This window comes from Lentimonas sp. CC4, from assembly GCF_902728235.1.
Classification (GTDB): Bacteria; Verrucomicrobiota; Verrucomicrobiia; order Opitutales; family Coraliomargaritaceae; genus Lentimonas.
In genome coordinates this window covers 1,081,638-1,096,041 of sequence record NZ_CACVBO010000001.1, presented here as the reverse complement: position 1 = coordinate 1,096,041, position 14,404 = coordinate 1,081,638, and the positions used below count along the sequence as shown (strand labels likewise).

Below are 14,404 nucleotides of genomic sequence, written 5' to 3'. Positions count from 1 at the left end.
GACTCAGCAATATGGACTCCTTTTTGATACTACTTGTATTTGATGCAAATAATAGGCTGTTGGTTAGATTGTCACCAGATGGTTTCACTGAACCTTCCTATTCTGCGGAGAATGGTGTTTTTGCCGGCGACCCAGCGGTTGATCTAGTAGAACAAGTATTAGGAGTGCCTGGAAGGGCGCATCTATTAACCCAAGCGAACATCGCGGATCAGAGCGTTGATATCTATTGCGCACTTTGCAGTGAAGGGGTGGCTGAGGCGTTTTACATGAGCTTAGATCAACTCGATGAAAAAATTGAGGCAGGCGAAATACGACCATCACCTGTATTGATTGAGGCCTTGAAAGCAATTGAACCGCATTTGGTGCGTATTCCATATCTCGATTTCAGTGAGACCGAATACATTTATCGATTCCGCAATGCGAAGGAGCGCAATAGTGGTGTCTATGTCGATCAACAGTCAGAAGCTTTGTATCAAAGCGAACTGTGTCGCGCAATTAAGGCCGCGCGTCGCACAAAGGAGAAAAAATCTGGTGCCCCAGCGATATTGGATTTTGGAGCCGTAAGTTATGTGATTCCAAGTCACTTTGGGTTTTGTCTCGGTGTGCAGAATGCAATTGAGCGCGCCTACGAGACGGTGGCTTCGAATCCGACTAAACGCGTGTTTATGCTCAGTGAGCTGATTCATAATCCTTTTGTGAATGAAGATTTGTTAGCCCGCGGACTTCGTTACTTGCAGAGTGATAAAGGTTTATCGATATGCGAAGATGGTAGTTTAACCGCTGATCGAAATGATCCAAAGGCACTGTGGAATCAATTAACCGGCGAAGATATTGTCATCATCCCCGCATTTGGAGCGACGAATGAGGATAAAGTGCGCTTATTGCGTCGTGGCCTCAGTATACGCGAAAATGATGCGACTTGTATGTTGGTTGAAAAGGTCTGGAAGGCCGCTCGGCGTTATGCTGAAGATGGGTATACGGTCATCATTCATGGTAAGTCAGAGCACGAAGAGACAAAGGCGACGTTTTCGAATAGTTCGAGCTATGGACCAGCCTTAATGATTCGTAATATGGCGCATGCTGAGCTTTTGACTAAAGTGATTCAGGCAGAAGGTGCTGAGAAAACACGTTTATTTGAAGAATCCTTCAAAGGCTTATACTCTAAGGGCTTTAATCCAGGAGTCGATCTTGAGAAGTTAGCGGTGGTGAATCAGACGACTCTACTACGCAATGAGACGCTGAGTATTATTGAATTTTTGCGTGCTTTCATGGTTCAACGCTATGGCGAAGCACAAGTGGCTGAGCACTTATGGTCCAAAGGCAAGGGTGATACCCTCTGCTATGCGACTCAGGTGAATCAGGATGCACTGCAAAAAGCTGTGGAAGAGTCGATCGATGCTGCACTCGTTGTGGGGGGTAAAAACAGCTCTAACACTTTTCAACTCTATCGCGTATGCGAACAACGTTTCGGTGAGAACGCGCATTATATTCAGTCGGAGGCTAACATACGCTCTGCTGAATCAATTGAGCATTATATCTTTCCATACCAATTGACTGAAACGCCACAAGTCAGTGATGTCGTGCGTCCTTTCCTCGACTCTACAACATCTCCAAAGCGTATTCTACTGACAGGCGGTGCCTCGTGTCCGGATGGAGTGATTCAACAGGTGATCCATAAGATTAATAGCTTTTTTCCAGAAGAATCGATTCGTTCGATTGAATCAATTCTCGAAGCATTTGAGGCTGAGAGTTGATGAATCACCATATTCGATTAGCTTATCGGCATGTTAATCAGAATTACTGACTTTGAGGGTGGTGGCGCAACTAGCGTTGATTTTCCGCTCGGTGTAGTCGTGAAACACAAGCTCTACCACTATCGAGGAGTGGTTGTGGCGCACGATATGCAATGCGTTGCGGGTGATAAATGGTATCAGGCAAACAAGACCCAGCCATCACGTGATCAACCATGGTATCATGTGTTGGTGCATGAGACCGGTGGACTCAGCACGTATGTTGCCCAATCCAATTTAGAGCCCGATTTCAGTGGCGACCCAATTAATCATCCCCGTCTCGGCAGCTATTTCACAGAGTTCAAGGATGGCTCTTATGTGAGTCACAAGGCCAATACTGGCGATTGCTCTGCTTAAACTTCAGTAGTTACTGATCCAATTGCTTCCTCTTCTACGCCTTCTAGCACAAGCTCACCAAATAGTGTGCTTGCGGTGACGCGTGTGAAGCGGACGGGCACGATTTGACCGACTAGACGTGCGCTGGCCCTGACCAATACTAGGCGATTTCCGGGAGTTCGCCCTTGGAACATGTTTTCACCTTTTTTAGCTGGGCCTTCAAACAGCACATCTTCGACTTTACCTACAAGTGATTCGTTTCGAGCTAAGGAACTTTTACGTAAGCTTTCCAGTAAGATCTGATTACGCTCTTCTTTTTGCTCTTTGGTGATCGGGTCGCCAAGTGGCTCAGCTGTTGTGCCAGGGCGCACGCTGTATTTGAAAAGATACGCCATATCAAAGCCGACTTCTTCGAAATGCTGACGTGTGAGCTCGAAATCTTCCTCAGTCTCACCCGGAAAACCGACGATGATATCGGTCGAAATATACATGTCAGGCCGCACGGCGCGCAGTTTGGTAATAATGTCGTGAAACTTCTCAATCGTATAGGGGCGGCGCATCGCTTTGAGAATGCGATTACTGCCGCTTTGCATTGGGAAGTGGATGTATTCAACGAGTTTCGGAAGGCGCCCGTAGCAGTCGATCAAGTCTTGCTTAAAACCGACTGGGTGTGGGCTGGTAAAGCGAATACGGTCAATGCCTTCGATTTCATGCACCTTTTCAAGCAGTTGCACGAAGGGGCTTTTTTTATCGACGAATGGAAACTCGCGAATGCCGTATTGATTGACGATCTGACCCAGCAATGTGACTTCTCTGGTGCCATTGGCAGCTAGTTTTTTGACCTCATCAATAATCTCGTCCATTGGGCGCCCGCGCTCAACGCCACGTGTTTTAGGCACGATGCAGTAGGAGCACTTCATGTTGCAGCCTTGCATGATGCTGACAAAGGCAGTCACTTGACGTGTGTCACTACTATGTGACTTAATTGTATTCTGAGAGTCAGCCTCTTCTTCCAGATCAACGATTGAAGTGGGACGCGGCCCCTGCCCCTGTAGTGTCGCGATCATATTGGTTAAATGATCTGGGACGCGGTGAAATTTTTGGGTGCCGATGATGAGGTCAAGGTCGGGGAGGCTATCTAGCAGTGCGCCGCCACGATTTTGAGCCATGCAGCCCATCACTCCGATGATGAAATTGGGATTTTTCCGCTTACGTTTAGCGAGGTGGCCCGCTTTGCCGATAGCTTTCTGCTCGGCTTGGTCACGCACGCTACAAGTGTTGAGGAGAACGACATCGGCCTCTAGCTCGTTATCGACGAGCGCATAGCCTTTAGCCCGAAGCATGGCAGCAACCGCTTCGGAATCTCGTTCGTTCATTTGGCACCCGTAGGTTTTGATATAGACCCGATTCATGAGGAGTGCGGAGAATGTTGAGGATGAGCGGATTGTAAACCTAGAAGTATCCTCCAAATCGTGGAGAGTTGTTAGAAAAGTTTAAAATTACCTTAGATAGTGGTGCGACCTTGACCCATGCTTTGAGTCGCTTGTTTCTAGGTGCATGTCGAACTTACCGCCACGCGAACTCATTTTGGCCAAAGCTGGAGAACTTTTTCACCTCCGTGGTTATGGAGCAGTCACTATCGAGGAGATCATTGCAGCGACAGGCTTGTCGAATGCAGCATTTCACCAAAACTACAGTTCTAAGGAGAAATTGGGCTGTGCATGGCTTGATCGTTTAACGAGAGGTATGTCCATGATGCAGCGAAGCTTTTTGGATAAGCTGGGAGATCGTGATCGTCGCTTGCGTAAGTATTTCTTTTCGATGCGTAGTTGGATCGAGGCGAATGGATTTCGTTCCTGTCAATTTGCCAACACTGCGGCGAGTATCAGTGCCGCTGACGAAGATCTGATGCATTCGATCGACCAATTCAAGCGCGCTCAGCACAAGTTTTTCGTAGAAGTGGCTAAGACACTAGTTGATGAGCGAGATGCGCAACGCATCGGAACTGCTATTTTCCTCCTTTATTCGGGGGCAATGACCGAAGCGCAAAATCTGAAGGCAACGTGGCCGCTCGAAGATGCTCTGGCCTGTGCCGAGGATTTATGTGGCATTAAGCGCTAGCTTTTGATCCGAATAGTGGCTTCTTTTTAGGAATGCTTTCGGATCAATCAGTCTTCGTGTATGGCACGCTTAAGCCAGGGGGCCACTATTGGCCTCAGTTTTGTGAGGGAAAGGTCTCAGCTGTGATGCCTGCTAAGATACGTGGCGAGCTTTATGATCTGCATGTCGGCTATCCAGGTGTATTCATGCGCGGAGATACTTGGGTGCAGGGCACGGTGTTGACCTTTCCACGCACGCGTGACTTTGAGCAGCTCGATGTATTAGAAGGTTTTGAGCCCAGAAGGTCCGTCGAAGAGAATGAATATATAAGACTCAGAGTAGATTGCTTCGATCCCGCAGGTGAGCCGCTAGGGAAGGTGTGGGCTTACGAAATGACGGAGGCGACGTTTCAACGATTTGCTGGCACGCGGATAGTGGATGGCAATTGGCCCATCGGCTAGAGCATCGCTTACGTGCTATGATTTGTGAAAAGTGTCTTCGAGATACTTTGCGACTTGGTCGTATGGGCTTTGCTTGCGAAGACTGCGCAAAGGCCTAAGGCCACAAGCACAATAAGTTGTAGGACCTCAACTGCCTTCGCGGGTGCCGCAAGCAGCATCCCTACGGAAGCGTCTTTGATCCTTAAAAGAGTAGTTAGACGGAGCTCAGTCGTGCCGCAGACCTCCGTCTGCCTCCTAACTTCTGAATCTAGGTTGATTGCACCAAGCCCAATTTGCCATGTGCGCCAGTATAATCAAATTGCGCACATGACAATTCGCCAATGCATGTAAGTCAATGGACTGACGCTAAATGCTAACTGAGCTCCCCTGCTCTATTTAGCCGCTTTGGGCTTCTTTACGGCCTTTTTAGCAGCTTTCTTGGCCGCTTTTTTGGTAGCGGTTTTCTTCACGGCTTTTTTAGTCGCAACCTTTTTAGCCGCTTTCGTGGCGGGCACTTTCTTGGTGGCAACCTTCTTGGTCGCTTTTTTAGCAGCCTTCTTTGCTGCCTTTTTCTTCACCTTAGGTGCTTCAGAAGTTAATTCGAACGGTTGTGATTCGGTTGCAACCGTCTTCTTCGATTTGGCTGCTGGTTGCGCATCTTTAGGCTTTGATGCTTCGATTGTGACCTCGCGAGGTTGGAATGCAGGCTCGCGAGGTTGTTCAGACAGTGGTTTGCTAGGTTCGCGTGTTGGAATAATTGGTTGCTCGTAAGCAGCATATTTTTCTTCAGGGCGAACGACTGGCTTACGGCTGCGATTACGACCGAGACGTGGCGATTTCTCTCGTTTGTTGTCCTTTGGCAAATCCGGTTGTGGCTTATTGTCACCACTTGGTGTTTCTTTGCTATCAGAACGTGATTCCTTGGAATTTTCGGTGCGTTGCGAGGACTTGTCGTCTTGTTGATCACGATTCCGGTTACGATTGCGTCCACCACGACGACGTCCACGACGTGATTTCGAGTGTTCGGCGTCTTGTTCAGAGCCTTGCTCAGAGTCTGCCGCATTTGAGCCCGTAGCTTCTGGGCTTGGCTCGGTGCGAGCCCGCTTAGGCTCCCGCTCTTTGCGCTTATTCTTTTTGTTCTTTTTCGGTTCTTCGTAACGTTCAGGTTGCGACTCGTAGTCTTCAATGGCAGAGGCGATCTTCTCTTCCATTTCCTCATCAGTGTAAGGAATGGTGCGCTCGATATGGTCCGGCTCTCTGGTAACAATTGCTTCTTGTTCTGGTGGGCTGTATTCCTTGGGAGGAAGCACGACTGTGTTATATGGGTCGATTGGCACAGCAGTTGCCGGAAGAATTTCTTCGGCAGCGCCACTGAGACGTGGATACAGTGTGATTTCGTTGGGGACATTCGGCTCGTTGGGATCGAGCAGGCGTTCGACGGTGCGAGCGACATGATCCGCGTCGATACGAGTTTGCAGGTGCTTGTCGGCGAAGCTCCCATCATCCTCGACTGTATTTTGTCGAAGGATGAGGTTCGTAACGCGCAAGCCGGCGTCGCGCGCTTGGTCAAATAGAGCGGTATTCATCTCACGTAGTCCGCCTTCGATCAAAGCGTTGACCGCACTGGCGAGATGGCCGCTCTTGTTGGCTGGAATGATGTTGATGAGCTGTCCACGGAAGCGCAGCAGGTTGGGGAGTGCCATACGCGTGAGCATAACAGGCCCGAGCAGTCCGACTTTAAGGATGGCTTCGAGGTTTCCGATCGGCAGTTGCTCAAAGGCAGCACCGGGTGTCACATCGATGGCATGAATCAGGATGTGGATTGCCTTTTCTTCTTCGAGGATGGCTTCTGCGGTGCGGGCGACCGCTTCGAGGTCGCTCAAGTCGATCGCATGCGCAACAAAGTGCTTATCTGCGAAGGTGACGTTTGAGAAGTTGTTGCCGATGCCGTGCACGCGGCACCCTTGGCGGATAAGGTCTTCGATCAGGCGAAGGCCGAGAGGAGTTTCTGCTCCAGTGACAATTGCAATGTCCATAAAATGTAGAAAGTGGCTCTTATCACGGAGAACGCCCTGAGTGGGGTTCGTCTTAGACGCGACGGAGTGTGTGTTCGGTAGTTAGAACAGGTGGAATAGAGTTACCTCTAAAGATTAGAGGCAATTGTATTTTTACAGGTAGTGAACAATTTTGCGTGCACTATTCATTAACTTTCAAGTTGCTCTATTTTTGCAACTGAGAGTTGCCTTTAAGTGACCTGAAGGAGCTGAACTAACTCGCGAAGTGACTGAACGACAGGGGCACCTGTTTTTAAAAGTCGTTCCGTGGTATGGTGACCGTGCCCCATTAGTATGCAGTGAGTGCCTATGGCTTCAGCCACTTCGAAATCGTGCAAGGTATCGCCAATCAGCACGACTTCCTCTGGTTGCCAGTGCAATTGTTCAATCCAACGCCGACCTTGTGCGACTTTTCCTTCAGCATAGATATTATCCGTCCCGACTAGCCCCATAAAATGTTCACGAATGCCGAAGTGTTGAATTCCAGCGTTCAGTGCCTCCTGTTTCGCAGCCGATAGCACTGAGTGGGTCATACCAAGCTCTGCGAGGTCAGACAGCACGTTCGAGGTCTCAGGGTGTAGCTGGCATTCCTCAAACCAGCGTGCTTCATAGTCACCGATAAATTCACGGCTGACTTGATCAAAGCTATCCGTATCGGTCTCGAAGCCGAGATAGTCGTAGAAATGAACGACTGGAAAACCGAAGTTCTCGCGATAGTCCTCTTCAGAGATCGGCGCCCTACCCCGCCGTGCGAGTAGGCCATTGAGCACTTCGACACAGAGCCAGGTATCATTGAGCAAAGTGCCATTCCAATCCCAAATTGCGTGTTTGTAGCGTGCACTCATACTAGTCGAGTAAGTTAGGCTTACGCTGAAACAGAACGGCTGGCACCTGTAGCAGAGCGACAAAGATTAAAGTCCCCTCAAGTCCTGGCACGCCCAAGCGTTCACCACGCTCTGCGGCTTCCATGTAATTATACATTACGGATATCACCATCACGAAGACGAAGGCAGCGCTGCAGGCGATGAGCACGCCATAAGCCCATTTCCATCTAGCATCAGAGATCGAACGATATGGGATATTCAGCACGAGACCGAAGAAGATAAAGTAGCAGGATTTGAAGATATTAAAGCCGTCGCTGATGCCTTCCATGAGCGCGACAACACCGATAAGGATTAAGACAGAGCCGAGCGCGTTGCCAGCCCAGCGGGCGTAGCGCACACCTTCGGGCACTTGTGAGTTTGGTTCGTCTGTTGGCATATTTTATTGAAATAGTTGATACACGCTCGCATTTGCGAGCCGTTCGGCTTCTAGAAGTGCAAATTTACGGTCTGGTCCCCAGCGATAGTTACCCGGTCCACCAGATTGTGGCACGACACGGTGGCATGGGATCAGTAGTGCGATGGGATTGGCTGCGATCGCGCTGCCGACAGCTCGACTAGCGTTAGGCTGGTCGATGATAGTTGCGATCTGCTTATAGGTCATTTGCTCTCCGATTGGTATGTCTAGTAGTGCACGCCATACTGTTTGTTGAAAGTCAGTCCCTTGTGGGCATAAAGCACGCCACTGCCCATCTGTGGACGTGTTCAGATAGGCAGAAAGCCAATCCATGAAAGGTGCTCGAAAAACACTATCATCGGTAACTTCTGGCCGTGCGCCATCTTCAAAAGCGATTGATTCGACGCCCTTTGGTGTGATGTTGACTTTGAGTGCGCCCCAGCAGGTTTGAAGATAACAACCAAATTCTCGGTTTGTAGTGTAGTTCACTAATGTAGTGAACAAATTATCATTTAAACTTGCCATGGTCTTTCGAGCCTCCAATCTGATTTGCAATCAACACGTAACCTTAAACTCATTACTGATATGGCCGCTAAAGCACAAATTAAAAAAGTCGAACGTAACCCCGAAGCAGATCGCAAGAACCTGGATTTAGCGATTTCTGGTATAAACAAGCAATTTGGTAATGGTGCGATCATGCGCCTCGGTGAAGCGACAAAGATGGAAATCGATGTCATTTCGACGGGTTCGATCGCGATCGATCTTGCGCTTGGAATCGGTGGCCTCCCTCGCGGTCGTATCTGCGAAATCTACGGCCCTGAAAGCTCAGGTAAGACGACTTTCTGTTTGAGCATTATTGCTGAGGCACAGAAAAAAGGCGGCAACGCTGTCTTCATCGACGTGGAGCATGCACTCGACCCACGCTATGCAAAGGTAGTCGGTGTGGATCTTGAAAACCTAATGGTCTCACAACCTGAAAGTGGTGAAGATGCGCTCAATATCACTGAAACACTCATTCGTTCCGGTGCAGTGGATATTATCGTGATCGACTCCGTTGCAGCTCTGGTATCGAAGAATGAGCTCGATGGTCAGATGGGTGACACCACAGTTGGTTTGCAGGCTCGTATGATGAGCCAGGCAATGCGCCGTTTGACTGCATGTATCAGTAAATCACAGTGTGTGGTGCTCTTTACCAATCAGATTCGCGAAAAGATTGGGGTGATGTTTGGTAGTCCAGAAACGCAGCCAGGTGGTCGCGCTCTGAAGTTCTTCTCCTCCGTTCGCATGGATATTCGTCGTATCGGACAGATCAAGGAGTCTGCTGGTAAAGTCGTCGGCAATCGCACACGTATCAAGATGGTGAAGAACAAAGTTGCTCCCCCATTCACGGAGACTGAGTTCGATATCATGTATAATGAAGGTATTTCCCACTCTGGTTCGCTTGTGGATTTGGGTGTGGAGCACAAGCTTTTGGACAAGAAGGGCTCTTGGATCTCCTATAAGGGTGAGATGATTGGCCAAGGTCGTGAAGCTGCCAAACAGCACATTAAGGATAACCCAGAGTTGGCAAATGAGCTCACTCAGTTGATTATGGATAAAGTGCATGTTCGCGGTGGTGAATCACTTACAGGATCTAGCGAAGCGGACGAAAGCTAAGTTTTTTTACAATACCGCCATGCCCTGTGTGGGGTGTGGCGGTTTTTTTGTGTAAGGATTTGTAGCGGACTGGCGACGCCATTTCGGCCATATCACCCTAAGACACTGCGTAAAGATCGTAACCGCTTCGCGGATTTGTTACACTGGAAAGTAACACCATAAGCGTAGGGCATTATTTGTCATCTTACAATAAAGTTAAGCTGAACTTATACTGGTTTAATTAGCATAAGTTTAGTTGTCTGCCAGGGCTGGGTGTCGTTTCACATGCTCGCATGTTTGCTTATAGAAACTTTTTCCACACGCTTGTTGTGCTGTCACTGGTTGCGTTTGCCGCGCTGCGCCCTGCTCGTCTGCTTGCTGAGTTTGATAATGACAATCGCAGTTGGCAGACATTGGGTATTAACTTTTACGAGGATGATAATTGGCGCTTCAAAGCAGCTGCTCAGACTCGTCTCTTTGATGACAGTAAATTTATGGGGGTATGGCTCATCGCTCCGACAGCGGAATATAAGATTAATAAGAATTGGGATGTCGGCACTACGTATTTGATGGAAGATGCGCGTGCTGAAGCGGGCGATGATTATACCCGACTCCATATCTTCTGGTTGCACATTAGCCCCCACTGGAATCTCTCCGAGAACACGCGTTTTGCGATGCGCCACACTGCGGTGTATCGTGCAGTGGAGTCGCATGATAATTACTGGGTGAGCCGTCACCTTTTTGATCTCAGTTATGCACTGCACGATTACGGTCCATTGGTCGGTGTGGGCATCGATACTGAAGTCTTTTATAATTATGACACCGATCGTTTGAATGAAAATCGTTTCAAGCCATTGAAGTTAACTTTCGCATTAGGTAAGCAGGCGAAGCTTCAATTATATGGGATGCTGCAATCGAAACGATTTGGAGAGAATCGCAGTTGGGATACTGCGTATGTTTTTGGTCAGACGATCAGCTACAAGTTTTAAGGTGAAGGACGCACTCGAATCGATGATTTGAGGAGTGCTATATTGGCACAAAAGAGCGTATTTACTTTTATCGCGCCTACAAAGTCCTATTTTTGACCGTAAGCCCCTAATTATTAGGGGCTTACTTATTTCTGAGTGTGACTGATAGTAGTGTGCTAGGCAGGTCGAAATCTGTCTTTTGCTTTTAGCGACTTAATCCTAGTGTTTATAGGGTCTAGCGGTCTATTTTGGGTGTTCTAAAGCGTCCCTAGAGCGCCTGATTTTTGAATATCTGCACCCTACTTCGTTTCGTCTGGTGAATATTCTAGTCTCAAGGGCTTTAGATGTGCTCTTGACGCCGCGCCGGATGTGACGAATTTAGCGTCACTATGCCCGCTACTGATACAATAGTTGCTCTTTCGACTCCAGCCGGCGAATCCGCGATCGCTGTGATTCGTTTGAGTGGTCCTGCCTGTCCTGAACTTTCGGGTGAAATTCTTGGTCGCGATAAACCATTGCGTCCACGTTATGCGCATTTTGGAAATTACATCGATGCGAACGGGGGGATCATTGATGACTGTGTTTTTACGTATTTCGAATTGGGCAAGTCGTTTACGGGCGAAGCAATGCTCGAAATCGCTCCGCATGGGAATCCTCTGATCGTCCAGAAAATCATGGAGGATCTGTTTGCGCGAGGTTGCCGACCGGCTGAACCGGGTGAATTTACCCGCACTGCCTTCTTAAATGGGAAGATGGATTTGAGCCAAGCTGAGGCGGTTTCAGATCTAATTCGTGCCCGTTCCGATCGGAGTATTGAGGTGGCACAACGTCAGTTGCATGGCTCTGTTGGGCGGAAGATGAGTGAGCTGACTGATCGCTTGCTCAGTGTGATGGCACACCTCGAAGCCTACATTGATTTTCCCGAAGAAGACTTGCCGAGCGAAGATCAAGCAGGCCCTGCTTCGGATCTACGTAAATTGATCTTGGAGGTGTCGGATCTTATTGATACACAGCATTATAGCTCTCTGCTGCATGAGGGGATCAAGACGCTGATCATCGGCGAGCCCAATGTCGGTAAAAGTAGCTTGATTAATGCGCTGACTGGCTCGGATCGGTCGATTGTGAGCGATATACCAGGCACGACGCGTGACTATATCTCGGCCTTTTTAATGGTCGGTCCATGGCGTATTGAGATTCTGGATACCGCTGGCTTGCATGAAGCTGGCGATGCGATTGAGCAGATTGGAATTAATCATACGATTGAGCAGGCTGAAACCGCTGACTTTTTCCTGCTGGTGTTGGATGCGGCGTCGCCCTCCCCTGCTCTCCCTGAATCTTTATTGGCTCGTATGACGGTTGAAAATACAATCGTCATTGAGAATAAAATCGATCTTCCAGCTGCTTTGACGCATGAAGCATTCATGCCTGATTTTAAGCATGCACGGATTTCCCTTCAGGCGAACGAAGGTGTGCAGGCATTTCGTCAGCTCTGGATCGACTCAATTGAGTCCGGCGTGCAGCAACCCAAAAATGCCGATGGTGTGGTAGTGAATGCACGCCATGCGAGCGCACTGGGTGAGGCGCGCGATGCACTAGAGCTCGCAGCGCAGAAGATGAAGGATGAGGATTTGTCAGAGTTGATTGCTTCCGACCTGCGCGATGCAGTGGAGTCAATTGGTAAGGTTGTTGGTAAGGTCGATAACGAGCGAATGTTGGATAGTCTCTTTAAACAGTTTTGTATTGGAAAATGAGTGGTGGATTAAAATTCGGGCCGAATCAGCCCTACGATGTGATTGTTTGTGGTGCGGGCCATGCTGGGTGTGAGGCTGCGTTGGCAGCTGCGCGTCTCGGTGCGGATGTCCTCGTGCTGACAGGTAATCTCGATACGATCGCTCAGATGAGCTGTAACCCTGCGATTGGTGGTCAAGCCAAGGGGCACATGGTGCGCGAGATCGACGCACTCGGTGGCGAGATGGCAATCAATACGGATACCACTGCGATCCAGTTTCGCTTATTGAATGCCTCCAAGGGGCCCGCGGTGCAGGCGCCACGTGCACAGGTGGATAAGAAGGCCTATCAATACCGAATGAAGCACGTGCTAGAGTTGCAGGATAACTTAGATATATTCCAGGCAATGGTGCAGGGTTTGATCTATAAGTATGGTCGTGTGGTCGGTGTGAAGACAAACCTCGATGTCGATTTCTATGCGAAGGCCGTGATTGTGACCACTGGCACTTTTTTGCGTGGGCTCATGCATGTTGGGCAGAATAAGAACGAAGGCGGGCGCATGGGGGATTTCTCAGCCAAGGGTCTTTCCGGTTCTTTCCTTGAGGCGGGTATTGAACTTGAGCGCCTTAAAACCGGAACACCCGCACGTATTCTCGGCAGTAGTATCAATTTTGCGAATCTTGAGGAACAGAAAGGCGATGATGTGCCCACTTTGTTTGGGTTCTACGATACGCGTGGAAACCATGATTTGTTCCACGTGGAACATCCGGGGCAACAAAAGTTGGGTTGGTTGCCTGGCGCGGATCAGGTTTCTTGTTGGATGACGTATACTGGAGCAAATACGGAGAAAGTCGTAAAAGATAATCTTCATCGCTCCGCGATGTATTCCGGAGAGATCGAGGGCACTGGCCCACGCTACTGTCCGAGCATCGAGGATAAGTTTGTGCGTTTCGCGGATAAAGACCGGCACATGTTGTTTCTTGAGCCGGAAGGTCGAAATACCAACGAGTGGTATATCAATGGCCTCTCGACAAGTTTACCATTCGATGTGCAGTTGGAGATGTTGCGCAGCGTGGAAGGTTTGGAGAATGTTCACATGCTTCGCCCTGCCTATGCGGTGGAGTATGATTTTGCGCCGCCGACGCAGCTGTTTCCGACGTTGGAATCGAAGAAGGTGGAGAACTTGTTTTTCGCTGGCCAGATCAACGGAACTTCTGGATACGAAGAAGCGGCAGGGCAGGGGCTCGTTGCTGGAGTCAATGCGGTGCAGAAACTCCGCGGGCAGGAGCCGTTGGTGCTTCAACGGCATGAGTGTTATATTGGTGTTTTGATTGATGACCTTGTGACGAAGGGGACGAATGAGCCGTATCGGATGTTTTCGAGCCGTGCGGAGCATCGCTTGTTGTTTAATCACCCAAGTGCGGAATTGCGCCTATTTGATCACGCATCACGCCTGAAGTTGGTCGATACGCCACGTCTTGATCGAATTGCGGACAAGGCGAAAAAAATTGAGAGTTGGATTACTCGTCTTGAGAAAGAGCGCACTGCTGGTAGCACGTATGCCGAGCATTTGCGCCGAAGTCGTTCGCAGGATGATTTTCCGGATGACCTTAAGGCAGAGCCTCGTGAGGTGCGCGATGAGGTGCACTATCGAGTCGTGTTTAAGGGCTATTTGGAGCGTGAGGTGAAGCAGATCGAAAAGATGCGTCACATTGACCATATCCGCATTCCTGATGGTTTTGACTACTCGCTGGTTAAGGGGTTGCGTGGTGAGAGTGCTGATAAATTGGCAACCATTATGCCGCGAACCTTAGGGCAGGCGAATCGTATCAGTGGTGTGAACCCAGCAGATATTAGTATCTTAATGGTGCATCTGGAAGCGCGCCTTTCGAAGAAGAAAAAGGTTAAATAAGTTGTGAGGTTTCTGTTGATTTGTATCAGTTATGTGACGGTTGTGTATCGCTGGTGTTAAATCTAATTGGATTCGGTCAGTTACATGATTAAGCATTGACGAATAGGGACTTATGGCCGTTTTTGCGAAAGATCTGTTGTAAAGAGGAGTGATATTTCTTCTC

General features: G+C 49.0%; 13 protein-coding genes. 8 read left to right on the top strand and 5 right to left on the bottom strand.

Annotated elements, in window-relative coordinates; translation table 11 throughout:
- The first annotated feature begins 266 nt into the window (after positions 1-266).
- Positions 267-1,754 (top strand): 4-hydroxy-3-methylbut-2-enyl diphosphate reductase, encoded by a 1,488-nt coding sequence (gene ispH, locus GZZ87_RS04815; protein WP_244652051.1) that lies wholly within the window; start codon positions 267-269, stop codon positions 1,752-1,754.
- Between the two features lie 30 nt (positions 1,755-1,784).
- Positions 1,785-2,147 (top strand): heat shock protein HspQ, encoded by a 363-nt coding sequence (gene hspQ / locus GZZ87_RS04810; protein WP_162026166.1) that lies wholly within the window; start codon positions 1,785-1,787, stop codon positions 2,145-2,147.
- Here the strand turns inward: hspQ and miaB are convergent.
- Positions 2,144-3,538 (bottom strand): tRNA (N6-isopentenyl adenosine(37)-C2)-methylthiotransferase MiaB, encoded by a 1,395-nt coding sequence (gene miaB, locus GZZ87_RS04805; protein WP_162026167.1) that lies wholly within the window; start codon positions 3,536-3,538, stop codon positions 2,144-2,146. The genes hspQ and miaB overlap by 4 nt on opposite strands.
- Before the next feature lie 145 nt (positions 3,539-3,683).
- Between miaB and GZZ87_RS04800 the strand changes: the two genes are divergently transcribed.
- Together GZZ87_RS04800 and GZZ87_RS04795 are read left to right on the top strand one after the other, a co-directional pair.
- Positions 3,684-4,247, top strand: coding sequence for a TetR/AcrR family transcriptional regulator (locus GZZ87_RS04800; RefSeq protein ID WP_162026168.1), 564 nt, complete (start codon positions 3,684-3,686; stop codon positions 4,245-4,247).
- A gap of 32 nt (positions 4,248-4,279) precedes the next feature.
- A complete protein-coding gene (locus GZZ87_RS04795) occupies positions 4,280-4,687 on the top strand; it encodes a gamma-glutamylcyclotransferase family protein (protein WP_162026169.1) in 408 nt (135 codons plus the stop codon).
- Between the two features lie 371 nt (positions 4,688-5,058).
- On the opposite strand, the gene GZZ87_RS04790 is transcribed toward GZZ87_RS04795, so the two are convergent.
- From GZZ87_RS04790 to GZZ87_RS04775, 4 genes are all read right to left on the bottom strand, one after another.
- A complete protein-coding gene (locus tag GZZ87_RS04790; RefSeq protein ID WP_162026170.1) occupies positions 5,059-6,702 on the bottom strand; it encodes an SDR family NAD(P)-dependent oxidoreductase in 1,644 nt (547 codons plus the stop codon).
- A 209-nt stretch (positions 6,703-6,911) separates the two neighbouring features.
- Positions 6,912-7,565 carry an HAD hydrolase-like protein gene (locus GZZ87_RS04785; protein WP_162026171.1) on the bottom strand — a complete coding sequence of 218 codons (654 nt, stop codon included), beginning with the start codon at positions 7,563-7,565 and terminating at the stop codon, positions 6,912-6,914.
- Position 7,566: 1 nt separating this feature from the next.
- A complete protein-coding gene (locus GZZ87_RS04780; RefSeq protein WP_162026172.1) occupies positions 7,567-7,980 on the bottom strand; it encodes a hypothetical protein in 414 nt (137 codons plus the stop codon).
- 3 nt (positions 7,981-7,983) lie between these two features.
- Positions 7,984-8,523, bottom strand: coding sequence for an MGMT family protein (locus GZZ87_RS04775; protein ID WP_162026173.1), 540 nt, complete (start codon positions 8,521-8,523; stop codon positions 7,984-7,986).
- A 60-nt stretch (positions 8,524-8,583) separates the two neighbouring features.
- Between GZZ87_RS04775 and recA the strand changes: the two genes are divergently transcribed.
- From recA to mnmG, 4 genes are all read left to right on the top strand, one after another.
- Positions 8,584-9,654, top strand: coding sequence for a recombinase RecA (gene recA, locus GZZ87_RS04770; protein WP_162026174.1), 1,071 nt, complete (start codon positions 8,584-8,586; stop codon positions 9,652-9,654).
- Positions 9,655-9,926: 272 nt separating this feature from the next.
- A complete protein-coding gene (locus GZZ87_RS04765; RefSeq protein ID WP_162026175.1) occupies positions 9,927-10,622 on the top strand; it encodes a DUF2490 domain-containing protein in 696 nt (231 codons plus the stop codon).
- A 368-nt stretch (positions 10,623-10,990) separates the two neighbouring features.
- Positions 10,991-12,352 carry a tRNA uridine-5-carboxymethylaminomethyl(34) synthesis GTPase MnmE gene (mnmE, locus tag GZZ87_RS04760; RefSeq protein WP_162026176.1) on the top strand — a complete coding sequence of 454 codons (1,362 nt, stop codon included), beginning with the start codon at positions 10,991-10,993 and terminating at the stop codon, positions 12,350-12,352.
- Positions 12,349-14,241 carry a tRNA uridine-5-carboxymethylaminomethyl(34) synthesis enzyme MnmG gene (gene mnmG / locus GZZ87_RS04755; RefSeq protein WP_162026321.1) on the top strand — a complete coding sequence of 631 codons (1,893 nt, stop codon included), beginning with the start codon at positions 12,349-12,351 and terminating at the stop codon, positions 14,239-14,241. Before mnmE ends, mnmG begins: the two co-directional genes overlap by 4 nt.
- The last annotated feature ends 163 nt before the right edge of the window (positions 14,242-14,404 follow it).